The sequence below is a fragment of the Rhodococcus sp. NyZ502 genome (genome assembly GCF_041464245.1).
In the GTDB taxonomy this organism is placed as follows: domain Bacteria; phylum Actinomycetota; class Actinomycetes; order Mycobacteriales; family Mycobacteriaceae; genus Rhodococcus_F; species Rhodococcus_F qingshengii.
Genome location: NZ_CP167155.1, coordinates 4,698,705 through 4,724,234, shown reverse-complemented (window position 1 = coordinate 4,724,234; position 25,530 = coordinate 4,698,705). Strand labels below are relative to the sequence as shown.

General features: G+C 62.5%; 25 protein-coding genes. 14 read left to right on the top strand and 11 right to left on the bottom strand.

Translation table 11 applies throughout. The features are described 5' to 3' along the window. The first annotated feature begins 70 nt into the window (after positions 1-70). Genes ctaD through ACBG85_RS21625 form a run of 3 tightly spaced genes read left to right on the top strand, consistent with a single transcriptional unit; the run spans position 71 to position 2,819 of the window. On the top strand, positions 71-1,825 hold the full coding sequence (ctaD, locus tag ACBG85_RS21635; RefSeq protein WP_046379038.1) for a cytochrome c oxidase subunit I: 1,755 nt from the start codon (positions 71-73) through the stop codon (positions 1,823-1,825). 45 nt (positions 1,826-1,870) lie between these two features. Further along, positions 1,871-2,344 (top strand): MarR family winged helix-turn-helix transcriptional regulator, encoded by a 474-nt coding sequence (locus tag ACBG85_RS21630; protein WP_003939892.1) that lies wholly within the window; start codon positions 1,871-1,873, stop codon positions 2,342-2,344. A gap of 34 nt (positions 2,345-2,378) precedes the next feature. Then, positions 2,379-2,819: a DUF5313 family protein gene (locus tag ACBG85_RS21625; protein ID WP_223304421.1), complete on the top strand. Its 441-nt coding sequence runs from the start codon at positions 2,379-2,381 to the stop codon at positions 2,817-2,819. Positions 2,820-2,828: 9 nt separating this feature from the next. Here ACBG85_RS21625 and ACBG85_RS21620 read toward each other — a convergent pair whose 3' ends face one another. Beyond that, the gene (locus ACBG85_RS21620; RefSeq protein ID WP_070160662.1) at positions 2,829-3,857 is read right to left on the bottom strand and encodes an NAD(P)/FAD-dependent oxidoreductase; all 1,029 of its coding nucleotides are present in this window, start codon (positions 3,855-3,857) and stop codon (positions 2,829-2,831) included. 33 nt (positions 3,858-3,890) lie between these two features. Here ACBG85_RS21620 and ACBG85_RS21615 point away from each other — a divergent pair, with 33 nt between their 5' ends. Beyond that, positions 3,891-4,517 carry a helix-turn-helix domain-containing protein gene (locus ACBG85_RS21615; RefSeq protein WP_082654801.1) on the top strand — a complete coding sequence of 209 codons (627 nt, stop codon included), beginning with the start codon at positions 3,891-3,893 and terminating at the stop codon, positions 4,515-4,517. 56 nt (positions 4,518-4,573) lie between these two features. Next, positions 4,574-5,032 (top strand): GNAT family N-acetyltransferase, encoded by a 459-nt coding sequence (locus ACBG85_RS21610; RefSeq protein WP_372024776.1) that lies wholly within the window; start codon positions 4,574-4,576, stop codon positions 5,030-5,032. Positions 5,033-5,044: 12 nt separating this feature from the next. Here the strand turns inward: ACBG85_RS21610 and ACBG85_RS21605 are convergent, their stop codons facing one another. The 6 genes from ACBG85_RS21605 to ACBG85_RS21580 are packed head-to-tail and all read right to left on the bottom strand — an operon-like array spanning position 5,045 to position 10,677. Then, on the bottom strand, positions 5,045-5,581 hold the full coding sequence (locus ACBG85_RS21605; RefSeq protein WP_064073996.1) for an AAA family ATPase: 537 nt from the start codon (positions 5,579-5,581) through the stop codon (positions 5,045-5,047). A gap of 53 nt (positions 5,582-5,634) precedes the next feature. Beyond that, complete coding sequence (locus ACBG85_RS21600) at positions 5,635-6,429, bottom strand: MHYT domain-containing protein (RefSeq protein WP_003939865.1); 795 nt, start codon at positions 6,427-6,429, stop codon at positions 5,635-5,637. Between the two features lie 40 nt (positions 6,430-6,469). After that, positions 6,470-7,057: an ATP/GTP-binding protein gene (locus ACBG85_RS21595; protein WP_003940118.1), complete on the bottom strand. Its 588-nt coding sequence runs from the start codon at positions 7,055-7,057 to the stop codon at positions 6,470-6,472. After that, a complete protein-coding gene (locus ACBG85_RS21590; RefSeq protein WP_007727785.1) occupies positions 7,038-7,412 on the bottom strand; it encodes a DUF742 domain-containing protein in 375 nt (124 codons plus the stop codon). Before ACBG85_RS21590 ends, ACBG85_RS21595 begins: the two co-directional genes overlap by 20 nt. A 5-nt stretch (positions 7,413-7,417) precedes the next feature. Then, positions 7,418-7,834 (bottom strand): roadblock/LC7 domain-containing protein, encoded by a 417-nt coding sequence (locus tag ACBG85_RS21585; RefSeq protein ID WP_003940329.1) that lies wholly within the window; start codon positions 7,832-7,834, stop codon positions 7,418-7,420. After that, positions 7,831-10,677, bottom strand: coding sequence for an ATP-binding protein (locus tag ACBG85_RS21580; RefSeq protein WP_231915112.1), 2,847 nt, complete (start codon positions 10,675-10,677; stop codon positions 7,831-7,833). Before ACBG85_RS21580 ends, ACBG85_RS21585 begins: the two co-directional genes overlap by 4 nt. 378 nt (positions 10,678-11,055) lie before the next feature. Here ACBG85_RS21580 and ACBG85_RS21575 point away from each other — a divergent pair, with 378 nt between their 5' ends. Beyond that, the gene (locus tag ACBG85_RS21575) at positions 11,056-11,565 is read left to right on the top strand and encodes a hypothetical protein (RefSeq protein ID WP_058037916.1); all 510 of its coding nucleotides are present in this window, start codon (positions 11,056-11,058) and stop codon (positions 11,563-11,565) included. Positions 11,566-11,569: 4 nt separating this feature from the next. Here the strand turns inward: ACBG85_RS21575 and ACBG85_RS21570 are convergent, their stop codons facing one another. Beyond that, entirely contained in the window at positions 11,570-13,012 is a 1,443-nt protein-coding gene (locus tag ACBG85_RS21570) for a phospholipase D-like domain-containing protein (protein ID WP_058037848.1), read from the bottom strand. Next, positions 13,009-14,112 carry an NAD(P)-binding domain-containing protein gene (locus tag ACBG85_RS21565; RefSeq protein WP_042451119.1) on the bottom strand — a complete coding sequence of 368 codons (1,104 nt, stop codon included), beginning with the start codon at positions 14,110-14,112 and terminating at the stop codon, positions 13,009-13,011. Before ACBG85_RS21565 ends, ACBG85_RS21570 begins: the two co-directional genes overlap by 4 nt. Before the next feature lie 112 nt (positions 14,113-14,224). On the opposite strand from ACBG85_RS21565, the gene ACBG85_RS21560 reads away from it, so the two are divergent. Both ACBG85_RS21560 and ACBG85_RS21555 read left to right on the top strand, forming a co-directional pair. Next, a complete protein-coding gene (locus ACBG85_RS21560; protein ID WP_003940192.1) occupies positions 14,225-14,956 on the top strand; it encodes an enoyl-CoA hydratase in 732 nt (243 codons plus the stop codon). A gap of 62 nt (positions 14,957-15,018) precedes the next feature. Further along, on the top strand, positions 15,019-16,134 hold the full coding sequence (locus ACBG85_RS21555; protein ID WP_081558270.1) for an MBL fold metallo-hydrolase: 1,116 nt from the start codon (positions 15,019-15,021) through the stop codon (positions 16,132-16,134). Positions 16,135-16,170: 36 nt separating this feature from the next. On the opposite strand, the gene ACBG85_RS21550 is transcribed toward ACBG85_RS21555, so the two are convergent. After that, entirely contained in the window at positions 16,171-16,758 is a 588-nt protein-coding gene (locus tag ACBG85_RS21550) for a hypothetical protein (protein ID WP_372024769.1), read from the bottom strand. Between the two features lie 137 nt (positions 16,759-16,895). Here ACBG85_RS21550 and ACBG85_RS21545 point away from each other — a divergent pair, with 137 nt between their 5' ends. Then, positions 16,896-19,400 carry a cation-translocating P-type ATPase gene (locus ACBG85_RS21545; RefSeq protein ID WP_003940410.1) on the top strand — a complete coding sequence of 835 codons (2,505 nt, stop codon included), beginning with the start codon at positions 16,896-16,898 and terminating at the stop codon, positions 19,398-19,400. A gap of 6 nt (positions 19,401-19,406) precedes the next feature. Here ACBG85_RS21545 and ACBG85_RS21540 read toward each other — a convergent pair whose 3' ends face one another. Continuing rightward, a complete protein-coding gene (locus ACBG85_RS21540) occupies positions 19,407-20,549 on the bottom strand; it encodes a diguanylate cyclase (RefSeq protein WP_003940053.1) in 1,143 nt (380 codons plus the stop codon). Between the two features lie 180 nt (positions 20,550-20,729). Between ACBG85_RS21540 and ACBG85_RS21535 the strand changes: the two genes are divergently transcribed. From ACBG85_RS21535 to ACBG85_RS21515, 5 genes are all read left to right on the top strand, one after another. Continuing rightward, on the top strand, positions 20,730-20,921 hold the full coding sequence (locus tag ACBG85_RS21535) for an antitoxin (protein WP_003940164.1): 192 nt from the start codon (positions 20,730-20,732) through the stop codon (positions 20,919-20,921). 121 nt (positions 20,922-21,042) lie between these two features. After that, a complete protein-coding gene (locus ACBG85_RS21530; protein ID WP_003939739.1) occupies positions 21,043-22,689 on the top strand; it encodes a Na+/H+ antiporter in 1,647 nt (548 codons plus the stop codon). Between the two features lie 15 nt (positions 22,690-22,704). Next, positions 22,705-23,922 (top strand): lipase family protein, encoded by a 1,218-nt coding sequence (locus tag ACBG85_RS21525; RefSeq protein WP_050654687.1) that lies wholly within the window; start codon positions 22,705-22,707, stop codon positions 23,920-23,922. Between the two features lie 4 nt (positions 23,923-23,926). After that, positions 23,927-24,313 (top strand): MmcQ/YjbR family DNA-binding protein, encoded by a 387-nt coding sequence (locus ACBG85_RS21520; RefSeq protein WP_042921394.1) that lies wholly within the window; start codon positions 23,927-23,929, stop codon positions 24,311-24,313. Further along, complete coding sequence (locus ACBG85_RS21515) at positions 24,310-25,527, top strand: sensor histidine kinase (protein WP_030534943.1); 1,218 nt, start codon at positions 24,310-24,312, stop codon at positions 25,525-25,527. Before ACBG85_RS21520 ends, ACBG85_RS21515 begins: the two co-directional genes overlap by 4 nt. The last annotated feature ends 3 nt before the right edge of the window (positions 25,528-25,530 follow it).

Here is a 25,530-nt window from a genome sequence, read left to right as displayed (position 1 = left end):
TATTAACATGCGATATGGTCGTGCGGAAAGTTCTTGAGGCGGTATCGAGCACGAAAGAGGACGCGCGAGCATGACGACAACGGTGCCGGACGAGCGGACCGGAGAGTTGGAGCCGATTCCGGAGCGGCCGTACCCGAAGCGCCGTGATCCCAAGGGGTCGTGGATGTTCGACATGATCAAGACCACCGATCACAAGAAGATCGGGATCATGTACATGATCACGGCTTTCGTGTTCTTCCTGATCGGCGGCCTGATGGCCCTGTTCATGCGTGCGGAACTGGCTGTCCCCGGGATGCAGTTCCTCTCGAACGAGCAGTTCAACCAGTTGTTCACCATGCACGGCACGATCATGTTGCTGCTGTATGCGACGCCCGTCGTTTTCGGCTTCGCGAACTACATACTTCCGCTGCAGATCGGTGCCCCGGACGTGGCGTTCCCGCGTCTGAACGCATTCGGGTTCTGGCTCTTCACTTTTGGTGGTCTCATCGTTCTCGGCGGATTCCTCACGCCGGGCGGCGCTGCCGACTTCGGTTGGACCGCGTACACCCCGTTGTCGGGTGCGGTGCACAGTCCCGGCGTCGGCGCCGACCTGTGGGTCTTCGGTCTGACGGTCGGTGGCCTCGGCACCATTCTCGGTGCGGTCAACATGATCACCACCGTGATCTGCCTGCGCGCACCAGGTATGACGATGTTTCGGATGTCCATCTTCACGTGGAACATCTTCATCACCAGCATTCTGATCTTGATGGCGTTCCCGCTGCTGACCGCTGCGTTCATGGGTCTGTTCGTCGACCGTCACCTCGGTGGACACATCTTCGACCCGGCGTCGGGTGGAGTTCTGTTGTGGCAGCACCTGTTCTGGTTCTTCGGTCACCCCGAGGTGTACATCATCGCGCTGCCGTTCTTCGGCATCGTCTCGGAGATCTTCCCGGTCTTCAGCCGTAAGCCGATCTTCGGGTACACCGGATTGGTCTATGCGACACTGGCGATTTCAGCTCTGTCGATCGCGGTGTGGGCTCACCACATGTACGCGACGGGTGCTGTTCTCCTGCCGTACTTCTCGTTCATGACGTTCCTGATCGCCGTGCCGACAGGTGTGAAGATCTTCAACTGGATCGGCACGATGTGGAAGGGGCAGTTGACCTTCGAGTCGCCGATGCTGTTCTCGGTCGGCTTCCTGATCACCTTCCTCTTCGGTGGTCTGTCGGGTGTCATTCTCGCGAGCCCGCCGATCGACTTCCATGTCACCGACACGTATTTTGTCGTCGCCCACTTCCACTACGTGGTCTTCGGTACGGTCGTGTTCGCCACGTACGCCGGTATCTACTTCTGGTTCCCGAAGATGACCGGTCGCATGATGGACGAGCGTCTCGGCAAGTGGCACTTCTGGACCACGTTCGTCGGTTTCCACGGCACGTTCCTCGTTCAGCACTGGCTCGGCGGCGAGGGGATGCCGCGTCGCTATGCCGACTACCTGCCCTCGGACGGGTTCACGGTGCTGAACTCGGTGTCCACGATCTTTGCCTTCGTGCTCGGTGCCTCGACGCTTCCGTTCATCTGGAACGTTTTCAAGAGCTACCGCTACGGCGAAGTTGTCACCGTCGACGATCCGTGGGGTTACGGAAACTCGCTGGAGTGGGCAACCACCTGCCCGCCGCCGCGTCACAACTTCACCGAGTTGCCGCGCATCCGCAGTGAGCGTCCGGCGTTCGAGCTGCACTACCCGCACATGGTGGAGCGAATGAGGGCGGAAGCGCACGTGGGTCTCACCGGGCAACCCACGTCGACGTTGGAGAAGAGTGACGATCGTCGCCAGATTGATTAGTGCAATAATAGTTTCTGCACTAATTAATCTGATAACATCGGATTCATGACGACGAAGGCTCCGCAGACGCAGATGGATGATCCGCTGGCTCTCGACCGGCAGGTGTGCTTTGCACTTGCGGTCGCGAACCGGGCGGTGCTGTCCGTCTACCGGCCACTGCTCGAGCCGATGGGCCTCACGCATCCCCAGTACCTGGTGATGCTGGCACTGTGGGGAAAGTCGCCGATGGCGGTCAAGGAAATCGGGCAGGCACTGCAACTCGATTCGCCGACGCTGTCGCCGCTCCTCAAGCGACTCGAGGCGTCCGGACTGATCACGCGAACCCGTAGCCGCGCCGACGAACGGCAACTGGACGTGGACCTCACCGAAGCCGGTGTGGCACTGCGCGCGGAGGCGGAGAAGATCCCGCCGGCGGTTGTCGCGAAGCTCGGCGTCAGCCTCGCCGAACTCGAAGAACTCCACAATGTTCTGACGCGGGTCAACGAGGCCGCGCTCCGCGCCGGAGCCTTGGACCAATGAGAGAAATGTGATGACTGCATCCGAAAGAAACGTGATGACTGCGTCAGTACCGTCGATGCGTACCGAACAGGTGACTTCCGTGACTTCCAAAAAGCAACGTACGAGCCCGAATCCTCTTCAGTGGTTGGGTTATTCAGTGGGGCGCAAACTGCCCGATTCGATGCAGGACTGGGTACGAAACGACCTGATCGGTGACTGGGCCGTGCCGCGTCACCTGATCCGAAGCATGGTGCCGTTCATTCCAGTGTTCGCGGCCTTCATGCTCTTCCCCGGACCGTGGGCCCTGCGGGCATCGATGGTGCTGCTCGGAGTGCTTCTGGCACTGTTCTATTCGGTCTCCTACATGGCTCAGAACAGGTCGCGTCGCCTCGAGCGTCACGGTTTGCCTTCCGACCTCGAGAACCCGAAGAAGATCTCGCGCCACGACGCCGAGAAGGCCGCCTACGAGAAGTTGCACGGCGGCCCCGCGACGTAGACGCCTCGGTCACAAGCCGTGGAGGGCGCTGCCGCCGTTCAACTCGCAGACGCGTTGCTCCACTGTCGCCGAGAAGCCCCCTTCCGGCTCGGTCGAACGAAGAGCCGATTCGACATCTTGCTCGACCAGATATCCGTTGATCGCGATTGCCGCGGTCGAACCTGCCGCCGCAGCATTGATTACCTGAGCGCGAGGGTCGACGACGTTGCCGGCGCCCCAGATACCAGGAACACTGGTGGCGCCGGAACGATCGACAGCCACGAATCCCGTGGGGCTGGTTTTGCAGCCGAGTCGCGTCAGATGTGCGTCGTTCGGAACGAAACGCGGCGCAACGAACAGTGCTGAGCGCGCAACAAGTTGGCCGTTGTCGAGTTCGACGGCTTTCAGTTTGCTTTTCTCGCAGACCAATCCAGATACCGATCCGTCGGCAACCGTCACTCCTCGGGCAGCCAGTCGCGCGCGTTCGTCGGGGGTGAGCGAGATCTTGTCGGGGAAGAACGTCACATCCGACGACCACTGTCGGAGTAGAAACGCCTGGTGAAGTGACATCTCGCGAGCGTCGCCGCCGAGAACGCCGATCGGTTGGTCGCTGATCTCGTACGCATGGCAGTACGGGCAATGGAGCACGCTTTGTCCCCAAAGCTCCTGGATGCCTGGTATTTCCGGGAGTGAATCCCGTAGACCGGTGGCAACCAGCACAGTACGAGTTTCGAGCGTCGTGCCTCCTGAAAGTTCGACGACAAAGCCGGGTTCGATACCGCGCCAGGAGATGTCGACTACGTCATCTTGTGTCAATTCCACTCCGTACGTCTGCAATTCGCTGCGTCCGACGGCGAGCAACTCACGTGGCGCCATGCCGTCGCGCGAGAGGAAGCCGTGCATGTGTGCTGCCGGTGCGTTGCGCGGTTTGCCGGAATCGATGACGGCGACCGAGCGCCGAGCACGACCCAACACCAGGGCTGCGCTGAGTCCGGCGGCGCCACCGCCGACGATCACGGCGTCGAGGATCTCAGTTTCAGTGTGTGTTCGCATGAGCACAGATTGCTCGCGGAGGGGGTTCTTCAGCAACTAATGTTGCCATTTCTGGGAATCGCCGTCAGACTCGGCACCATGAATGTCAACGGTCCGCACATCGATGCCGCCATCTCGCAGATCGGCGCGCGCCTCAAACGCATTCGTGCACAGAGGAACGTCACACTCACAGCGCTGTCCGAGTCCACCGGTATTTCGAAGAGCACCCTGTCGAGGCTCGAAGCGGGGGAGCGTCGCCCGAGCTTGGAGTTGCTGCTTCCGATCGCGCTTGCCCACCAAGTGCCGTTGGACCAACTGGTGGCGGCACCGCAGGTCGCCGATCCACGCATCCAGAGTGCGCCTCGAAGCGTCAGTGGGCGAACGGTATTGCCGCTGACTCGGCAACCGGGTGGGTTGCAGGCATTCAAGATGACCATCCCGGCAAGCCAGACGGAACCGGATCCCCAAGTGCACGACGGCTACGAATGGCTGTACGTGTTGTCGGGGAGGTTGCGGTTGGTGTTGGCCGATCACGACATCGTGATGGGTACGGGTGAAGCTGCTGAATTCGACACCCGAAACCCGCATTGGTTCGGCAGTGACGGGCGCGGCCCGGTCGAGGTACTGAGTCTGTTCGGCCCCCAAGGAGAACGCATCCACGTTCGGGCCAGGCCTTCGGCGAAGTGACGGACAGTCATACTTTCATTCGGTACTGCCGGAAGCGAAGAGGACAGTGAGGATCTGTGCGAATCGAAATTGACGACTTGAGTCGGGATGCGGTCCGTGCTCTACTCACCGAACATCTCGCCGACATGCACGCGACCTCGCCCGCGGACAGCGTTCACGCGCTGGACGTCACGGGGCTGATGGATAGCTCTGTGACCATGTGGACGCTGTGGAGCGAAGGTGACGAGTTACTCGGTTGCGTCGCACTCAAGGAACGGTCGTCGGCGGGCGGCGAGATCAAGTCGATGCGAACGTCATCGGCAGCAAGGGGGCGTGGCGTGGGAACGCGACTTCTTCGACACGTCGTGGACGAGTCGAGACAACGAGGTTACCGGCAACTCGAATTGGAGACCGGTACGCAAGAGTTCTTCGATCCAGCTCGCCGGTTGTACGCGAAATTCGGGTTCGTGCCTTGTCCACCGTTCGGGAACTACCGCGAAGACCCGAACAGCGCATTCTTCGTTCTCACCTTGTGAGCAGCTCGCACGCTACAGCATCTTGGCTGTGATGCGTCGTACTGCACTGTCGGAGTCCATGATTGCGGTGTCGAGCACCAGCCGTTCCGTAGTCCACGGCTCGTAGTCTCGATCCAGAATTTCCTGCCACGTCGGTAGTACGAGATCCGGGATGTCGACGACTCGCCGTTCAGCGCGTCTGCGATGCTCGTCGGGATCCGAACAGATGACCTCGACACCGAGCAGGCGCGCCGAATTATGTTGTGCGGTAGCGGACCAGGCGCTTCGTGTCGCCTCGACGGGGTTGACGCATTCGATCACGACCGAAAGTCCCAGTCGCAATTGTTCGGCGGCGAGCGCGTACCCGGTGATGTATCCGGCGGTCCCGGACGCGTCAGCTATACCGCTGCGGATCAGCGCCTGTTCGATGGTATCGATCCGCACGAAGGGGATTTGGTGACGCTGCGCAAGCGCCCGCGCGATCGTCGACTTGCCGGTGGCCGGCAAACCACCGATCACGACGAGCGTTGCGCGGGTCGATGGCTGGGGGTTGTGTCCGGCATCCACCATCCCCGAAATGTACGGGGCGTTGTCGATTTACGTGAACTCGCCCCGTACTCTGCTCAGTTCGAGATCGCGAACTCTCGTGCTTCGAACGCCAGATCGTCGGCGGCGGATTCCATTCGTGCCGTCGCGCGGTTGGGTGCTGTCAGCACTGCGACAATCGGAACTGCCAACGCCAGCAGGCCGAGAACGAAGACAGGGAAGAGGAATGAGAACACTTCGAGTCCCTGTGGCGCCGGGGCTGCCGCGTCGTGAACAACCTCGACAGCGGCCATTCCGGTGTAGTGCATACCGACGACGGCGATGCCCATGATGATTCCGGCGACAAAACGCAGAATCGTGGACTCGAGCACCATGGTGAACCACAGTGCAGCGGTTCCGGCGACGACTGCGATGAGAACCGACAGTGCAACGAAGAGCAGGTCGTAGTGGATCTCGCCCTGAAAGCGCAACGCGCGCATACCCGTGTAATGCATGATGTTCACGGCGAGACCGGTTACCACGCCCCCGATCAGAAGCCGCGTCCAGCGAAATTCGGTCCCGATGATCAGCAGGCCGACAAACACGGCCCCTACTGAGATGATCGCGGAGATCACGGTCCATCCGAGGTTGTATCGAATGGGACTGCCGGGGACTGCGAAGCCGAGCATGGCGATGAAATGCATGAGCCAGATCGCGACGCCACCGATCGACAAGGCAGCCATGGCGAGCCATCGCATGCGTGTGGCGGTTGTCGTCGCCGACGCTGAATGCCTGGTGCACGCCAGGCCGACTACCGACCCGACCACGGACACGACGTAGGCGAGTCCGAGCAGCCAGATTCCCATCGAGAAATGGTGCATTTCATCCGACATGCCAGTTCCTTTCGGCGACGATTCGCATCTGGTGATTCATCTAGACGACTGCTTCAGCTGCAAGTCGTTCGAGGGAGTATTCGGTGACGGCGATCAGCGCGCGTTTGGCTGATTCGCGGTTTCGGGCGTCGATCTCGATCATGGGAACCCGGTTGGGTAGAGCCAACGCCTGGCGGAGATCGCTCGCCGAATGGATTGGCGCGCCGTCGAAACGGTTGACCGCCACGATGAACGGGAGGCCTCGCGCCTCGAAGAAGTCGACTGCGGCGAAGCTGTCTTCCAGGCGACGCGTGTCGACCAGAATGACCGCACCGATCGCACCGGTGATCAGGTCGTCCCACATGAACCAGAAGCGTCGCTGTCCCGGGGTTCCGAACAGATAGAGGACCAGGTCGTCGGCGAGAGTGATGCGCCCGAAGTCCATCGCGACCGTCGTGGTGCTCTTGTCGGGAGTGGATCCGAGATTGTCGATACCGTCGCTGGCGTCGGTGACCATGGCCTCCGTGCGAAGGGGGACGATTTCGGAGACGGTCCCCACAAGTGTTGTCTTGCCAACACCGAAACCCCCGGCGATCACGATTTTTGTCGATTTCACGCGAGACGATGAGTCAGAGTGCCCGAAGTCCACTGAGGGTCCTTTCGATCAGTTCGCGTCGCTCGACTCGAGATGCGTCGCTTCGCAGAGTGGCATGTATTTCCAGTGATCCGGCTACTACGAGGTCGGCGACCAGTACCCGCACGACTCCGATCGGAACACCCAGGTGGGCAGCGATCTCGGCAACCGAGATCCGCTGCTCGCAGAGTGCGACGATCGATGCACGAATATCCTGCGGTGCAAGATTGTTCGAGACCGCGTCTTCGATCGTCGCGATGATCGCTTCGAGTGGGAGGTCGATGGACGGCAGGGTCCGACCTTCGGTGAGCGCGTACGGCCGGACCAAGCTCGGTTCGGCGTCGTCGTACTCGGATTGATGGTGAGGCATCGAACTCAAATACCCTGCGATGTTCTCGGGGCAATGTCCATGGTGGTGCCGACGCGATCGACGAGAGTCGCCATTTCGTAACCGATCTGGCCGATGTCGCATCCGGCGACAGCGAGAGCGGCAAGGTAAGCGCCACTACCGACGCCCATGAGAAGCAGGTAGCCGTTCTCCATCTCGACGACGGACTGCATGACGGCTCCACCGTCGAAGAGGCGTGACGCCCCCGCGGACAGGCTGGCGAGTCCGGAAGTGACAGCGGCTAATTGATCGGCCCGATCGAGCGGAAGATGTGTGCTCGAGGCCGTCAACAACCCGTCGGCTGAGACGATGATCGCGTGACTCACACCCGGCACGTCTCGGGCAAAAGCCGATACCAGCCAGTCGAGTGCGCGGGGAGTCTCTTGGGCTCCGACAGTGTTCACTGTTCTCCTTCATCGTTGTGCAACATCGTGGACGATTCGAAAGACTGTCCGCCATCGGGCTCATGGTCGGCGGCGCGCCGACGCCCTCGTTGTACGCCGGATTGGTAACTGCTCCAACCACGTTGGACGTCCGCCGGATTGGATGCATGGCGCTGTGTCGTTCCGCCTCTCCCGACGGCACCGGGAACCAGGCGGGCTCCGCGGTCTCGAATGGGAAGTCCGGAATCGGCGATCTTGGTGACCGGCATCTCGAACGAGGTCCGAGCGGCCAGCCAGCCTTGATCCGCGTCGGTGGTCCAAGCACTGCCGGTGGAAGCAGCTGAAGTCTCCGCCGTCGGGTCCACGAGCCACTCGGACACCATCCGGGCGAAAATCGGCATCGTGGTCGGGGCAGCGAGTACGCCGTTCGAGTTGCCCTCTCCCGCGCCGTCAGCGCGCGCCGATGCGCGAGCAGAGAGCCCGTCACGGGTGCGCGAGGAGAAGAACGCCGCAGTATTTGTCGGCGTCGGGGCTGAGAGCCGGTGCCGTGGCGGCGGGGTTGTCGACGGGTGTGGACCCACCGGGATCTCGGGACCCTGTGCCGGCGAGGTGAATTCCGGCGAAGGGGTACGCACGGGAAGGGACGTCGATGCGCTTGTGCCTTCGGGATCGGGCAGAGGAGCGAAGGACGACACGGAGGTGGCGGGTGCAGCAGTGGTCGGAGTCGAGGTACTGACCGCCGGTACTCCACTTGTGCCCGGAGTGCGACGTGGCAACCCCGAAGGCGCTGTTGTCGTGGGAATGGATTGCGGTGTGATCGGGGCGAACGTCTCAGTCCGGTCGGTGCTGTTGCTGGGCGTTCGACGCGGGAGATCTGCGAAACTTCTGGTCGCAGGCTGCGAGGGTGCCAATTCGGTCGGGACGGGCTTTGACCAGGACGGTTCAGACGGTGCGGGCGGCGGAGTCCGATCGAGCGTGGGCACGGGTCCGGTTCGCGGCGTGCGGATCTCGGGTCCCCGAGAAGAATCGAGTATCGACGTCGGTAGGAGCACCGTTGCGGTGATGCCGCTGTGCGTCGACGACGTTGCCGTCGGGCGCAGGCGCACAGAGATGTTGTAGCGACGACTGATTCGGCTCACGACGAACAAACCCATGCGACGCGCTGTATCCGCGCTCATCTCGCCGCCGGCGGCGAGGCGCTCGTTGGCATCGAGGATATCGGCAGGCGACATGCCGATACCGAGATCTGCGATCTCGACGATCATGGAGCCGTCGATGGTGCGGGCAGCGTTGATGGAGACGGTGGTCTCCGGCGGGGAGTACCGCAGAGAATTGTCGAGCAGTTCAGCGATGAGGTGAACGACGTCCGGGGCAGCATGACCGGTGACGACTCCGGGCGGTATCTGCCCGAGTTCGACGCGTCGATATTCCTCGACGCCTGATACCGCCGCACGAAGGATATCGCCGAGAGCGACGGGGGCGGTTCTGGCGCGGCGTACATCGGTTCCGGCGAGAACCAACAAGTTGTCGCCGTTTCTACGCATTCTCGCGGCGATGTGGTCGAGCCGGAACAGATTCTCGAGGCGACGAGGGTCGTCTTCGTCCTGCTCCAACTGTTCGATCAAACCGAGTTGCTGGTCGACGAGGGACTTGTTACGCCTCGACAGCGTTTCGAACATGTCGTTGACCTGGCGCCGCAGGGTGGCCTGCTCGCCGGCCAGCGTGATGGCCTGACCGTGCATGTCGTCCACCGCGCGTGCAAGCTCGCCGATTTCCTCGTGGGTGCGGATCGGTACACGGGCGAAGTCGACGTCGTCGATACTGGCACCTGCGCGAATTCGTTCGATCGCGTCGGGGAGTCCGCGTCGTGCTGCTTGCAATGCGGCAAATCGCAGCCGACGGATCGGATCGATGAGCGATCGGCTGATGACGAGGGCGATGGCCAGTGCCAGCAGGACCGCGCCGAGCACGATTGCAGTGTCACGAAGTGCTGCGGTTCGTGCTGCATTGGATTCAGCGGTGACGGTATCGCCGAACTCGGTGACGGTGGTGTCGGTCAGGCTTTTGTACTGGTCGTTTCCGGATTTCAGATCGGTACCGACGCGGCTCCCCAGAGGAGAGGTCGACGGGGTTGATCCGAGTGCGTTGATCCGGTTCTGAGCGGAGTTGCTGAGGGTCCGGACGGTGTCGTTGCTCCCGTCGATGGCGAGAATGTTGTTCAGAGCGACCAGTTCGGCACCGGCGGCACTGACCATCGAGGTACGAGCCTGCTGGTCCGGATCACCTGAGCCGAAGAGGATTCGTTGTTCGGCCAGTGCTCGTCGCGCATCCCAGAGTGCTGAGAGTCGGCCACCCTCTTCGCGCAGCGCCGGACGCTGAGAATGCTCGACGACGCTGGTGAAGGTGCTCGAGAGTGCGCGAGAGACTTCGCCGACCCGCGAAACCAAGCGTGCGGGAGCCACCGCGCCGGCGGCGACCTCCTCCGTGATGGAACGGCTCTCTGCGAGCGCCGAAGTCACTTGGTCGTTGAGATCGTCGTCGGACTGGAACGCGCGCGCGGCGTCGACCAGTTGATCCATTGCGTCCGAAACCGCTTGTGTGGCGGGGCCGGTGTCAGCGCGTGCCGATGCGGCTTCGGCGAGCTCGTACAGCGCGGATTCGAGATTGATCGCGGCGGGCACAGCGAGGGCGCGCTCGGACGAGGAACTCAGCTGTGCGGCTTCTTCGAGTTCCGTCTGAACGCGAAGGGCTCCGAGGACGACGGCGACGATCATCGGCAATGCGAGAACGGCGATGACCTTCCATCCCAGGCGCCATTCGCCGATCGACCACCAAGAGGTTGTCGTGTGTGAATCGTGTTTCATGCGGAACATGGCCCCTTCACGTCAACCCCCCGTGGGTCATTGCCCGAACCCCTTCGATCCGGTTTGACCAGAAGGGGTAGTTAGCTGAACGGCAACAGACTGTTCGCTGGCTCGCTACATCCCAGTTGGCTTCTCGGATCGCCGATGACTATATCCGGATTGTAAGGCCAGGTGAAAGGGTAAACGGACAAGTGCGGCGAATGGGATAGCCGGATAGTCCAATTTGGTAGCTCGGCGAGTAGTGCTGCCCGGGAATTCGCGGAACTCACGGCAAGCATCTGGCTCGTGTCCCGACATCGAGGACACGTCCGAACGAGGCGCACACGCATGTCAGAATGTGGAAACCGCACCGATGACCGAATTGAACTTGGAGCCATAGTGAGTGGAACTGCTCGCGACGCGTTGCGCGCGATCGCCGAACTGCTCGCCCCTGACAGCGCTGTTGTCATCGATCGTGTGACTCTCGCGATCGACCAACCGGAACGGTATGTCGAAGTACAGAACGAGTTGTACTCACAGACGCTCGAGAAGCCACACCCGGAAATGGCGTGGTTTGCTCTCGTCGACGCATTGCACGAACAAGAACGCCTGGTCTGGGTGGACTGGAACGAGGATGCTGCCGAGGTTCTGGGTCAGCTGCGAGTGCTCACGTCGGCGCCGGCGGGATCGTGGGAGTGGTCGGACAGTCTTGTCGTGGCCTTCGATCGAGCTGCCGGACTCGAATCGCTTCTCGCCCGTATCGGCGACAACATCACCGATACGGGCGTTTCACTTGCCTGGCTCGACAGCGACAGCGATACGTTTCTCCTCGCGCTCGTCCCGAGTGTTCACGGTGCAACGCTCGTCGAACTCGCGCTGGCAACCGGGCACTGCGTGCGCGTGTTCTAGAGTCTCAGCGTTTGCCGAGCAGGCGGCGCAATCCTTCGATTCGATCGCTCAGTCTGGGCGGCGTGCGCTCGGGATCCATCAGTGCATTTTCAGCGAGCACGTGGTCTTCGCCGTCGACTGTGTTCCGGTCGAATTCGCGCAGACTGCGAGCGTCGGAGGTCGAGAGAGCGCGAACCGTCGACAACAGTGACTGCTCGCCCAACGCGTCGTCGACTTCTTCCTCGGTGACGTCGAGGTGCTCGCTGAGTAGGTGGCGCCTCAATCCGATGATCGAGGCGCGCAACTCGACATCTGCGTCGTCGTCGGATTCGACGGCGATGTCGCACTCGGTGTCGAAGCCCATCGAACGGTTGTTGAGATTCGACGACCCGATTCGCAGGAGGCGATCGTCCATCACGAGAACCTTGGCGTGTACGTAAATAGGTGCGCCAGAAGAGGTCACGGGATAAAACGCACCGAAACGGTCGTGGATATCGGCCGACCACAGCAAATGCAGCAGGTCGTGGCGTGCCCCGTCCATCGCCTTTTGTTCGAGCCATCCATCGGCATTGCGGGGAATGACCAGAACGATTTCCGGCCCGTCGGCCTCACGTAGACGCGCGGCAATCGCCTCGGCCAGCGTGCGTGATGCGAGGTACTGGCTTTCGATGTACAGCGTGTGTTCGGCGCCGGCGATGGCCGCGAGATACAGCGCCTCGATCTCACGAACCTCCGCGCGCTCGCCGAGTTCCGGCAATGTTCTGGCGACGGCTACGTCGACCACCCGCAAGGTGGGAGCCAAATTGACGGGCCACGGAGTCGCAGTGCTCTTGACCGGTGTCAGATCCTCGCCGGTTGCGGATTTCCAGCGTGCCCGCGCCAATTCGCCGATGGCCGCAGCCGCATTGCCGTCGACCGCCGTGGTTGCGTCATGCCAAGGGCCGTAACGCCTTCCGCTCGGCGTGATTCGATAATTGTTTCGGTCGACGTGATCCGAGGTGTCCCAGCGGTCCACAGTCATGTCGATGCCGCCGCAGAACGCCAGAGCGTCGTCGATGACGATGATTTTCTGATGGTGCGCCGCACCAACCGGGTGGGCGCCGTCGATCTCGAACCGTAGGCGCTCGTCGGTCAGCCAGTTGGACACGAAGACGGGAGTCATGCCGCGGCCGATTGCGGTGAACGCGCCGATGTTCCATTTGAGTACGAGGATTTCGAGGTCGGGTATCTCGCGGACGAGCCAGCGGAGGAACATTCCCAACCGGTTGGGGCCGTCGAGAGTCTGCTCGCCTGGTTCGAGTTTGATGCGCGTGTCGAAGTCCCAGCCGATCAACATGATTCGCTTTTCAGCTTGCAGCATTGCGGACTTCGCATGATGAAAGTAGTCAGCGGCGTCGACGATGCAGGCAAGATTGTCCGCCGGTTCGATGCGCCAGCAGGTTTCGCCCGGAACAAGGATTCTGTTCATTCGCCGATTCCCAGGTACGCGGTCAGTTCGCGCGCTGCCGCTTGGCCGGCGCGGTTGGCTCCGATCGTCGACGACGACGGTCCGTATCCCACCAGGTGCACGCGAGGGTCGGCTTCGACCTGCGTGGCGAGGCGCCCGGTCATCGGGATTCCGCCACCCGGTCCGCGCAGGTGCAACGGCGCCAGGTGATCGAGTGAGCTACGAAAACCGGTGCACCACAAGATGACATCGGCGTCGGCGACGGTACCGTCGGCCCATTTCACGCCGTTCGGAAGAATTTCGGAGAACATCGGCAGTCGATTCATCACACCACGCTCACGTGCTGCCCGGATGGCAGGCGTTACCGGGAGGCCGGTCACCGAGACAACGGATCCCGGTGGCAGGCCGCGTCGTACACGATCTTCGACCATGGCAACCGCAGCGCGGCCGATGTCCGGCGTGAACGGCTCGTCGCGGAACTCGGGTTCGCGCCGCGTCACCCAGGTAGTGGTCGTGACGCGTGAGATCTCGTCGAGCAGTTGGACAGCCGAGATCCCGCCGCCGACCACGACGACATGTTTGCCTTCGAACTCGGCAGCGGTTCGATAGTCCTTCGTGTGCAGTTGTCGGCCACGGAACGACTCGGCCCCGCGATAGTGGGGGATGAAGGGCCGCTCCCAGGTCCCCGTCGCGTTGATCAAGCCTCGCGCCGCGAATACTCCCTGGTCGGTCTCGATCCGCAGGCGCTCTTCCCTCGGACACACCACTCGCGTGTGTACCGGGCGGTGGACGGGAAGTTCGAATTGCTTTTCGTACAGTTCGAAGTAGTGGGGGACCGCCACCGATGCAGGCACCTGTTCGGCGTCTGTACCGGTGGTTTCCGCGAAGGACATTCCCGGGAGGTCATGGACGCCGTTGACGGTGCTCAGTGTCAGGCTCGGCCAACGGAACTGCCACGCCCCGCCCGGCCCCGACGCATGATCGAGCACCACGAACCCCGATTCGGGCTCGATTCCGAACTTGCGCAGGTAGTACGCGGCGGAGAGTCCGGCCTGTCCGGCGCCGATCACCACCACGTCAACCGGGTGTGGTTGCTGTGCGGCAAGGTCGTCTGTACTCATCGGTAATCTAACCTCCTGATGTACAGAACTTAGCTGCAGAGAAGTATGCGGACGGTATCGGCGCCTCGGAACATCCCTGTGTCGAGCCTTCCAGAAACGAAAGTGAGCGGACATGATCGGGTTCTCCCGTGACGGCAACGTCGTGACCATCGAGTTGCAGCGTCACGAGCGTCGTAATGCGCTCAGCGCGGAACTCTGCATCGCAATACGGGACGCGATGAACGCGGCGGTAGCCGAGCACGCGCACGTCGTCGTCATCACCGGTGAGGGATCGGCGTTCTGTGCAGGCGCGGACCTTTCCGGCGACGTCTACATGGAGGGCTTCACCGATCGTCTGTTCGAGATGCTTCGCTCTATCGACACGGCGCCCATCCCCGTCATTGCCGCTGTCAACGGTCCGGCCATCGGCGCGGGCACGCAACTGGCCATCGCGTCGGATCTTCGCGTCGTAGCGCCGAGCGCTCGCTTCGGAATCCCGGCCGCCACCCTCGGTGTCTCGGTGGACAAGTGGACGATGCGTCGGCTCGCGTCGCTGGTCGGCGGCGGTCCCGCGCGCACCATTTTGCTCGGCATCGAACAGATCGGCGCCGAAGAAGCCTTCACTCGCGGCCTCGCCAACAAAATTGGAACCCTCGACGACGCTCAGGAATGGGCACACCGCATTGCAAATCTCGCACCGCTGTCGTTGCGGCACATGAAGATGGTTCTCAACGACGACGGCACCATGGAGGAGCAGTCTCCCGAGCAGCTCGACGCGCTTCACGCCGCCTGGCTCAGCGAGGACGTCCAGGAAGCCCGCGCTGCCCGCATCGAGAACCGCCCTCCCGTATTCAAGGGTAAGTAAAGCTGGTTGCAGGGAAAACAGGCGCCGGGCACGCAGGGCAGATAGTGGCTACGCTCGTCTGAATGAAGAAGACGACGGTTCTCGGAGTTGCTGCTGTTGCCGCGGCGACGGGGTGGGTGGCGCGAGCCGCATGGGGCATCCCGACGCAGATCGGGGCCTCGCGAAACACGGTGCAACCGTATGCGGCGATGTCCCCGCGATACCGGGACCGCCAGTTCCACAACTCGGAGCCCAGCAGCACACTGGTTCCGGGCACCGATGTCGGAATGTTCAAGTCGATGGCCACGCGAGGGTCGACGGGTCGGCCGCGTCGGCCGATTCCGTTGGCCACTCCGCTGGCACCGGCGGCAGCCGGCGACGCGGCGGTGACGTGGTACGGCCATTCGAGCGTTCTCGTCGAGGTCGACGGCTACCGCGTTCTCGCCGATCCGGTGTGGAGTGAACGCGTATCACCCTCGGCCACAGTAGGTCCCGCACGCATGCACCCCACTCCGGTGGCTTTGACCGAACTGCCTGCAGTGGATGCGATAGTCATCTCTCACGATCACTACGACCATCTCGACATGGCTACGGTCAAGACCCTGACTCGTACACAGACCGCTCCGTTCGTCGTGCCGATCGGTATCGGTGCGCACCTGCGGCACTGGAAGGTGCCCGAGAACCGGATCGTGGAACTGGACTGGGACGAGTCGACCAAGATCGGCGACCTGGTCCTCACGTGCACGGAGGCTCGTCACTTCTCCGGTCGTGGCCTTGTCCGGAACACGACCCAGTGGGCGTCGTGGGTATTCGCCGGGCCGAAGCACCGGGTCTTCTTCGGTGGTGACAGCGGATACACATCACGTTTCGAACAGCTGGGTGAAACCTATGGGCCTTTCGATCTGACGCTTCTCCCCGTCGGTGCGTACGACGTGCGCTGGCCGGACATCCACATGAATCCGGAAGAGGCAGTGCAGACGCACATCGACCTCAACAAGGGCGACGGGTCGCGCGGTGTCTTCGTCCCGATTCACTGGGCGACGTTCAACCTCGCGTTTCACTCGTGGTCGGAGCCGATCATTCGCCTCGACGAGTCGGCTGCAGATGCGGGCACAACAGTGTCGGTCCCGATGCCGGGCGGCAGGATCGACGCGTTGTCACCGACACCGCCGTCGAAGTGGTGGATACCGCTGGGCTGACTGCGGCCCGTGCTCGAAAGTCACCCGGGATCTTCCTCAATCCAGTCGGATTCCGAACCAACCCCCACGTTGGTACTGCAGTTGAGGTGTCACTTGTTCACTGGTGAGGTCGGGATCGGGTTGTCGTTTCGGTTCCCATAGTTGTGTGACACTTTCGGATGCGGATGCGATGCCTTCTCCGTCGAGGGTGACAACCTTCTCGTCCATTCCCAGCTGAGGCCATGCAGTTGCGACATCGATCGGCCCGGCAGGCGGTATCGGAGCCAGCAAATACTCACCGCGCACTGAGCCCGAGCGGCTTTCAGCCGTGCGTAACTCCAGCAGCGAGCCTCGCGTTCTTTGCGCGGTTGTCACCGATGATCCGTCCGCGAAACCGAGGCCGAGGAGTAGCGGCGCGCTGAAATGTGTGAACGTGGGACGCCCGTCGTAAGTGCCGAGACTCAGCGAGAGTGCCGGATCCTCGTAGCGGGCATCAATCGCGAACATCATCCCGAACGAGTAAACCCGAATCGCCGACAACCAGACAACCACGTTGTCGGTCCGGTTGAGGTCGAGAGAAATCGGCAGGTCGACGGGCCGTTCGCACCGAAGCGCCTCGTCTAGACCGTTGTAGACGTATTTCATACCGTTCCTCGATGGCCTTCTCTGCTCGTTCCGACCAGCATCGCAGAACCGCGGCCCACGGGTGTGATCTTCGTGTAGCCGTCATTGCCACACGAGTCCGACCCTGATTAGTTGCTCCGGGTGCGTAATCTTTGACCATGGCTCACGAGCACACCAGTTCAGAAGAGACAGCAGTGGCGGTAGCGCCTGAGCGATTGCCGGACGACGTCGACGTCGCCCGCGGTCTGACCGCCGATCAGGTTGCAGCAAGGATCGCGTCGGGACAAACCAACGATGTACCGGATCGGGCGTCTCGCTCGGTCAAGGACATCATTCGCGGCAACGTCTTCACTCGCATCAACGCGATCCTGACCGTGTTGTTGGTGATCGTGCTCGCGACGGGCTCGATCATCGACGGCATGTTCGGGTTGTTGATCATCGCGAACAGTGGCATCGGCATCATCCAGGAGATCCGCGCCAAGCGCACGCTCGACGCACTGGCCATCGTGAGTCAGGCCAAGCCGATGGTCAGGCGTGACGGCGTCGCCGTGGCGATGGCACCCAAAGATGTTGTGCTCGACGACATTATCGAACTCGGATCCGGCGACCAGATAGTCGTCGACGGTGAGGTGGTCAGTTCGGCCGCACTCGAGGTCGACGAATCGCTGCTCACCGGTGAAGCCGATCCGGTTCACAAGGCGAGCGGCCAGCAAGTGTTGTCGGGCAGTTTTGTTGCCGCGGGCAGCGGTGCATACCGCGCCACCAAGGTCGGCGGCGATGCATACGCGGCCAAGCTGGCCGAAGAGGCGAGCAAGTTCACCCTCGTGCATTCCGAACTGCGTAGCGGCATCGACAAGATCCTGAAGTTCATCACCTACCTGATGATTCCGGCGGGTGCGCTGATCATCTTCAATCAGCTCTTCACGATCGGCCTGCCGATCCGACCGGCACTCAACGGCATGGTGGCAGCTCTGGTTCCGATGGTTCCCGAAGGCCTTGTGCTCATGACGTCCATTGCATTTGCGGTCGGTGTGATCCGGTTGGGCAAGCGCCAGTGCCTCGTTCAGGAGTTGCCGGCGATCGAGGGTCTGGCCCGTGTCGACGTGGTGTGCGCGGACAAGACCGGAACGCTGACCGAGAACGGTATGCGGCTGTCCGAGGTCGACGTCGCACCGGGTGGATCGGGGGAGACTGCGGTCAAGTCCGCGTTGAGCGCGATGGCCGCGTCCGACCCTCGCCCCAACGCGAGTGTCCTGGCGATTCGCGAGTCTCTCTCCGACGACTCCGGGTGGGGTGAAGCGACAGCGGTGGCGCCGTTCTCCTCGGCGAAGAAGTGGAGCGGCCAGTCGTACGGCAGTCACGGCAACTGGGTACTCGGTGCCCCGGACGTGCTGCTCGATCCCGACTCGGAAATGGCCCGCAAGGCCGAGGAAGTGGGATCGAGCGGACTTCGTGTCCTCATGCTCGGCAGCAGCGACCTCCCCGTCGACGACGCCGACGCCCCTGGCACCGTCACCCCCGAAGCTCTGGTCGTGCTCGAGCAGAAAGTGCGCCCGGACGCCCAGGAGACGTTGGAGTACTTCGCCAGCCAGAAGGTCGCGGTCAAGGTCATTTCCGGCGACAACGCGGTTTCCGTCGGCGCCGTTGCCGGATCCCTCGGACTCGAAGGCGGCGACCGCCCCATCGACGCGCGAGAGCTGCCCAGCGATCAGGAAAAGCTGGCGGACACTCTCGACGGAGCAACGACGTTCGGTCGAGTGCGACCGGATCAGAAGCGGGAAATGGTCGCGGCCTTGCAGTCTCGCGGACATACCGTCGCGATGACCGGTGACGGCGTCAACGACGTGCTCGCACTCAAGGACGCCGACATCGGAGTCTCGATGGGGTCGGGCAGCCCGGCTACCCGAGCCGTGGCCCAGATCGTGCTGCTGGACAACAAGTTCGCGACGCTCCCGTACGTCGTCGCGGAAGGCCGCCGAGTGATCGGCAACATCGAGCGTGTGTCGAATCTGTTCCTGACCAAGACCGTCTACTCGGTGGTGCTTGCGTTCCTGATCGGCATCACCGGCGTCCTGTCCCAGGTCTTCGACTTCGAACCGCTGCCGTACCCGTTCCTGCCCCGCCACGTCACGATCGCAGCGTGGTTCACGATCGGTATCCCGGCCTTCATCTTGTCTCTGGCACCCAACAACGAGCGCGCGCGAACCGGTTTCGTCTCGCGCGTGATGCGTCTGGCGTTGCCGTCGGGCCTGATCATCGGCATCACCACGTTCATCTCCTACGTATTGGCTTACCAAGGCCCGGACCAGACGGAAACCCAGAAGATCCAGGCCGGAACCAGTGCGCTCATCACGTTGATCATGATCGCCGTGTGGGTTCTGGCCGTCGTGGCTCGGCCGTACGTCTGGTGGAAGCTCGTTCTGATCGGCGGGTCGGTGGCCGGATACCTCATCCTGTTCGCGCTGCCGTTCACCCGCGAGTTCTTCAAACTGGATCCGAGCAACGTCGCTGCGACGACGCTCGCGATCACCCTCGGCGCGATCGGCGTTGTACTCGTGGAACTCTCGTGGTGGATCAGCGCACGCCTGCACGGGGAGAAACGAAAGATGTTCGCGACACCCGACGACCTGCCCGGCGAGCATCACCATGCCCACAGTGAGTGAGTAGTTTCAGCGCCTGAACATCTGCACCCAGGCAATGCGATCGCCGCCCCGCTTCTTGGCTCGGTACATCGCATTGTCTGCGTGCTCGATCAGTTCGTTGACAGCCCGATCCGGTAAGTCCGTCTCGGGACTCAGATAGACACTGACGCCGGTACTGGCGGACACAGGATAGGGATCGGAGTCGGACGAAACCGCCGAATGTATCTCGGTGGCGACCTGCTCGATATCTCCTCGATCGACTCCGCGCAGGACGACGAACTCGTCTCCACCGATTCGAGCCACCACCGCATCGGGGCCGGCGGCAGCGATGAGGCGGTCGGCGACAGCGGTCAACGCGTCGTCGCCCGCGACGTGCCCGTGCGTGTCGTTGAGGTTTTTGAACGAGTCGACGTCGATGAGTAGTGCGATCAGAGCCTGCGTTCGATCACTGCGCAGCAGATGCTGTGCCTCGTCCTGGAGTCCGCGGCGATTGAGTGTCGCGGTGAGGTAGTCCCGGTGGGCGTTGCGTGCGTCGTCGGTCAGGCGCAGCCAGACGATCTGCAGAATCCACGCGGTGGAGAAAACCACACCGGCAACCATCAGATAGAGATTCACGACCACCCAGTCGTCGTTGACCGGCTCGGACATCGCCATGGCAGCGAGCGTCGTGCAGACAGCAAGAGCCCAACCGATGTGGCTGATGGCAACGCGAGGGCTGTGAACTATCGCCGCATAGAAGCCGATCATGATGAACAGGATGCAGCCGATGGTTCCGACGAAAGCGGTGCGTACGGCGAAGAAGAGAGTGACGGCGAGCCACAGGTCGGCCCAGACGACAAAGGCCACGGATTGTCGCCAAGTTGGCCACGATTCATTACGCGCCCAGCGGTAGCCCGCATAGGCGCCACTGATAGTTCCGAGGGCGAAGATCGACCGCGCCAGGGCGGTGTCGGAACCGAAGCGGCTCAACTGCATGGTCGCCGCGATCAGGGCGAAGAGAAAACACCACACCGCGACTAATTTGCGTCCGGGAACGGTCAGCCCGCGAGTGTCGAGGAATCGGGGGAGCCAGGTGTAATCGGTGCGATCCGACCACCACCGGGACAGCAGTTCACGCGTGGGGTAGGGGTCGCTCCCCGTCCCGCGCAGTCCTGCATTCAAACCGGGCACCTGTCGATGTCGATGGGTGGTCAATCAGCTATTGGCGGGTTAACGCTACCTCGAGTTGCGCACGGCTCGAACGCACGGACCTGCTTTCTGGCGCAGAGGCCGTCGACCTGTGAGAATCGAAGGGCGCGGAGGAACGATTCCGCCGAAGGATGTGCGTCAGCACCGGGAGAGGACACGGACATGGGTTTCTTGGACAACGTCAAGGGATTGGTCGAAAAGGGCCAGGAGCTCGCAGCGGAGAACTCCGACAAGGTTCACGACGCTATCGACAAGGTCGCCGACATCGCCGACGACAAGACCGGCAACAAGTACGGCGATCAGATCGACAAGGCAGCTGAGGCCGCCAAGAAGGCTGTTCCCGAAAAGCAGTAATACCGGATTCGGCATACCGATTTTCGGTAGCACCGTTGCTCAGGGGCCCGTCACCGAAAAGGTTGCGGGCTTCTGTGCGTCCGCTAGGTGAACTCCCAGGGTCGGCGGGCAGAATGAACGCGTGAACTTCACCTGGATTCTGCTGGTCGTCATTGCCGCCATCGCAGTCACCGGGCTGTCCAATCGACGAAACCTGCAGGCTCCGCTGGTTTTGGTGACGGTAGGTTCGGTCGCATCCTTCATACCCGGTATGCCGCGGCCGGAACTCGATCCCCACGTCATTCTCGGTGTGGTCCTGCCGCCGCTTCTCTACTCGGCCGCTCTGAAATTCTCGGTGGCGACCTTCAAACGCAACTTGGCCCCGATCTTGCGCCTCGGCGTCGGAATGGTGTTGGTGACGGCGTTCGTGGTTGCCTTCTTCGCCGAATGGATGGTGCCCGAGTTCACGATCGGCGCCGCCCTGGTGCTCGGGGCCGTGATCGCGCCGACCGACGCCGTCAGCGCGGTGGCGGTCGGTCAGAAGCTCGGGCTCCCGAAACGGGTGATCGCCATCCTGACGGGCGAGGGGCTCGTCAACGACGCCACCGCGCTCACGCTCTTCACCGTCGCCGTCGCAGCAGTGACCGGAACGCGAATTGCCACCGATTCGCCCCTGTTGTTCTTCGCGTACGAAGTGATCGGCGGCGTTGTCGTCGGCTTGGTGCTCGCGTTTGTCGTCAAGTTCGTTCGTGCCCGCATGTACGACTCTCCACTGGAAACCGGCTTGGGGTTGGTGCTTCCGTTCGCTGCCTACCTGGCCGCCGAAGAACTACACGCGTCCGGTGTTCTGGCCGTTGTGGTCGCTGGTCTGGTGATCGGGCACTATTCGACGGACGCGTCGATCATGACGCGATTGCAGGAGCGCTCGGTGTGGTCGAGCCTGGACACTCTTCTCGAGATGTTCGTCTTCGCATACATGGGGCTCCAGCTGAGCTTTGTGATCGACGATGTTGTCGCCGACGGACTTCCGGTGCTTCACGTGTTCGCGTACGGTCTCGCAGTCCTGGCCGTTGTCATCGTGATTCGGCCGGTGTGGCTGTTCCTGAGCTACTCGCGTGTGCGATTCGGTGTAACCCTGCGCCGTGATCGCGAGAATCAACTGACGTGGAAACAGAATCTGGTGGTCTCGTGGGCTGGAATGCGCGGCGTCGTCACTCTTGCTGCGGCCGGCGGTATCCCGTTTGCACTCTCGTCCGGCGAGCCGTTCCCCGGACGCGGCGTCATCCAGGCGATCGCGTTCATCGTCGCGGTCGGGACATTGCTCATCCAGGGATCTACCTTGCCGTTCATGATCCGTCGCCTCGACGTCGCGGATCCTTACGAGCAGTTGCGCACGCAGGAACAGATGGAGTTGGCCCGCAACATTTCTCGCAAGGCGGGAGAGAAGGCGTTGGCAGACGCGGCCGCGCACCCTCCGCCGGGGATCGACGGGAAGGAACTGCAGGCGATCGTCGAACGCGTACGACGCTCGATGCAGGCGAGGCTTCAACTCCAGGAGGTCGACGAGGACGCCGATCGCGAGGCCGCCTTGTGGAATGCGGGAGCTCTGTTCGACAAGTTCCGGCATCAGTCACTGCGCTCGCAACGAGTTGCGCTGATCGCCGCACGTGACGACGGAGATCTCGACGACGAGGTATTGCGTACCGTATTGGAAGGACTCGACATCGAAGAGGCCGCAGCAGAGGAACGTGTCAGGCGTCGCCGAGCAGGTAGCGGTGCGGGCAAATAGAGGGGAACACTGCGTATGACTGTTCGGAGTTCGAGGGTTCGCGCAGTCTGGGGAGTCGTGGTGGCGAGCGCACTTCTCGTGAGCGTCGGCTGCGGATCGGATGCCTCGCCGGATGTCTCCGTCACCGACACCTCGACCACGACAACCCCGTCGGTCGAGAGCAGTGCGCAACGTGGCGTCGTGTTCGACAGTGAACCCTTCACCAGCACAGCCGAAGTGGCGGCGTCCGGAGCAAGCGCGGTGAAAATCCTGTACGGCTCCACCTCCGGTATCGACGGCCGAGAGACTCAGGTGTCGGGAACGGTGTTCACGCCGCCTGGAACTCCGCCGGAGGGCGGTTGGCCGATCGTCTCCATCGGCCATGGCACGACGGGTATTTCGGACGACTGCGCGCCGTCGGCCTCGCCGACCCTGTTCGGCACGATCGGCCTGGTCGCGCCGTTCCTCGACTCGGGATACGTGGTCGCTGTCTCCGACTTCGAGGGCCTCGGCACTCCGGACCCGCATCCTTACCTGCAACCGGACACCGCGGCGTTCAACGTCATCGACGCGGTTCGAGCGGCGCGCAACGTCGTTCCGGACACCTCGACTCGTTGGGCAACTCTGGGGCTGTCCCAAGGCGGGCAGGCATCCTGGGCAGCAGCCGAGGAAGCCGACACCTACGGCGACGGACTCGAATTCGTCGGTGCAGCAAACCTGTCCCCGGCAGCGGACATCTCGCCGATCATCTCGAGTGATTCCGAGGTGAATCTGTCACTGCCTCAGCAACTGCTGCTGCCCTATGTACTCGAAGGGCTGTCCCTCACCCATCCGGACCTCGAACGAACCGACTACGTGCGCGGCGCATTCGAGCAGAACTACGACCTGCTCACCTCGTGCCTGACCGCTCGGGCGACGGAGAAGTTGGGTCTGGTCGGAAAGGTGACGCCCGCCGACACGCGGCCGGCCACCGCCGAGGATGCGGACCGAATTCACGCGTGGCTCAGCGATGTTGCTCTTCCCCGTCAACGCGCGAGCGGTCCGATGTACGTAGTCGTCGGTACCAACGACAACCTGATCCGTCCGGAATGGACCGAGGCGGCAGTCGAACGCGCCTGCGCCGACGGTGACGTCATCGAATTCCAGGCGCGACCGGGTGAAGGTCATGCGGACGGCGCCGCTGTGCCGGGAGCTGTCGCGTGGGTGAAGGATCGATTTGCAGGTGTTCCGGCACCGAATACCTGCGGGTCGTGAATCGATGACGCCGTTGGAGCGAATCCGCGCTCTTGCACTGGCATTGCCGGAGGCGACCGAGCGGGTCAGCCACGGTGAAGCGTCGTGGTTCGTGCGCAAGGCGCCGCAGTTCGTCACCATGGCAGATCACCACCACGACGATCGCGTCGCGATCTGGGCCGCGGCCCCACCTGGGGCGCAGGCAGATTGGGTCAGTCGTGACCCGTCGAGGTTCTTCGTCCCTCCGTACGTGGGTGGCCGGGGATGGATCGGCGTGTACCTCGACGTTCCGAGTGCCGACGAGACCGAGGACGAGAAATTCTGGAACGACGTAGCCGACGTCGTCGAAGATGCGTACCGCACGGTGGCTCCGAAAACACTGATACGGAAACTGGACGAGGACTCGCGGTGAGTCCGGCCGTGGTCGCGCTTCTCAGCGTGCTGATTCTCGCAGTGGCCGGGGCGCTGACGGCTGTGTGGATGCGCACCAGACGTGAGGTGACCACCCCCACCGAACGTGCCGTCCATGCCGCTCTCCATACGGCTTCGCTTGCCGCGCGGCCACTTCGGCGTGGACTCGACGAGAATTCGGCCGCCGAGGCGGCGCCTCACCTACGTGAGCTGACCGGCGGCTCCGGTCTGGGCCTGGCAGACGCGTCGGGAAACCTGTTGGCGTGGGACGGCCGTCACGAAGCGTTGTCCGAACAATTCCACGACGCCGCCATTCGTGCGATCGAAGGCGAACGCCGGGTACTCGTCACGCACTCGGACCTGGTGCGCGGACCGAGCGATCACCATGTGCGAGCGCTGATCGCTCAGCCCCTGCTGATCGAGGACATCGGCGTGGTCGGCGTACTGGGAATCGTCACCAGCGAGGACCCGTGGCCGGGAATGCTCGGAGCGGTCACCGAGGTGGCACGATATGCCTGCAGTCAGATCGAACTCGCCGACCTCGACGCGTCCAGAGCCCTGTTGGATCGAGCCGAAGTGCGTGCCCTGCGCGCACAGATCAGTCCTCATTTCATCTACAACGCGCTCAACACGGTCGCATCGTTTGTTCGAACCGATCCGGCGCGGGCCAGAGAACTGATCCTCGAGTTCGCGGACTTCACGCGGTACTCGTTCCGATCTGCGGGTGAGTTCACCCTGCTTGCCGACGAGTTGCGCAACATCGATCGTTACCTGACCCTCGAACGCGCGCGATTCGGGGAGGCTCTGAACGTCCGCCTTCAGATAGCACCCGAAGTGCTCAACGTGGTTCTTCCTTTCCTTGCCCTCCAGCCGCTGGTCGAGAACGCGGTTCGTCACGGCATTTCGAGTAAGCCGGAGGGCGGGACCGTGAGCATCGTGGCTGCGGACGAGGGACCGGACTGCATCATCAGCGTCGAGGACGACGGTGTGGGGATGGACCCCGAACTACTGCGCTCCGGTTCGCTCGACGCCATCGAGTCGGGATCGGGGCGACCCAGCGCACGAGAAGCTGCTCACGTCGGTTTGGCCAACGTCGACGACAGACTTCGTGCCGCGTTCGGCAACGACTACGGACTCGTGGTGGAGACAGCGCCGGGTGCCGGTACGAAGGTCAGCATGCGTGTTCCCAAGTTCAAGCAGGGTATTCACGTCTGATTC

Coding starts and splice junctions, on each gene's coding strand:
- ACBG85_RS21535 (WP_003940164.1), top strand. CDS start 20,730: ATGGGTTTCTTGGACAACGTCAAGGGATTGGTCGAAAAGGGCCAGGAG.
- ACBG85_RS21605 (WP_064073996.1), bottom strand. CDS start 5,581: ATGGTGGATGCCGGACACAACCCCCAGCCATCGACCCGCGCAACGCTC.
- ACBG85_RS21625 (WP_223304421.1), top strand. CDS start 2,379: ATGACTGCGTCAGTACCGTCGATGCGTACCGAACAGGTGACTTCCGTG.
- ctaD (WP_046379038.1), top strand. CDS start 71: ATGACGACAACGGTGCCGGACGAGCGGACCGGAGAGTTGGAGCCGATT.
- ACBG85_RS21555 (WP_081558270.1), top strand. CDS start 15,019: ATGAAGAAGACGACGGTTCTCGGAGTTGCTGCTGTTGCCGCGGCGACG.
- ACBG85_RS21550 (WP_372024769.1), bottom strand. CDS start 16,758: ATGAAATACGTCTACAACGGTCTAGACGAGGCGCTTCGGTGCGAACGG.
- ACBG85_RS21615 (WP_082654801.1), top strand. CDS start 3,891: ATGTTGCCATTTCTGGGAATCGCCGTCAGACTCGGCACCATGAATGTC.
- ACBG85_RS21630 (WP_003939892.1), top strand. CDS start 1,871: ATGACGACGAAGGCTCCGCAGACGCAGATGGATGATCCGCTGGCTCTC.
- ACBG85_RS21570 (WP_058037848.1), bottom strand. CDS start 13,012: ATGAACAGAATCCTTGTTCCGGGCGAAACCTGCTGGCGCATCGAACCG.
- ACBG85_RS21600 (WP_003939865.1), bottom strand. CDS start 6,429: ATGTCGGATGAAATGCACCATTTCTCGATGGGAATCTGGCTGCTCGGA.
- ACBG85_RS21545 (WP_003940410.1), top strand. CDS start 16,896: ATGGCTCACGAGCACACCAGTTCAGAAGAGACAGCAGTGGCGGTAGCG.
- ACBG85_RS21520 (WP_042921394.1), top strand. CDS start 23,927: ATGACGCCGTTGGAGCGAATCCGCGCTCTTGCACTGGCATTGCCGGAG.
- ACBG85_RS21560 (WP_003940192.1), top strand. CDS start 14,225: ATGATCGGGTTCTCCCGTGACGGCAACGTCGTGACCATCGAGTTGCAG.
- ACBG85_RS21525 (WP_050654687.1), top strand. CDS start 22,705: ATGACTGTTCGGAGTTCGAGGGTTCGCGCAGTCTGGGGAGTCGTGGTG.
- ACBG85_RS21580 (WP_231915112.1), bottom strand. CDS start 10,677: ATGAAACACGATTCACACACGACAACCTCTTGGTGGTCGATCGGCGAA.
- ACBG85_RS21590 (WP_007727785.1), bottom strand. CDS start 7,412: ATGCCTCACCATCAATCCGAGTACGACGACGCCGAACCGAGCTTGGTC.
- ACBG85_RS21565 (WP_042451119.1), bottom strand. CDS start 14,112: ATGAGTACAGACGACCTTGCCGCACAGCAACCACACCCGGTTGACGTG.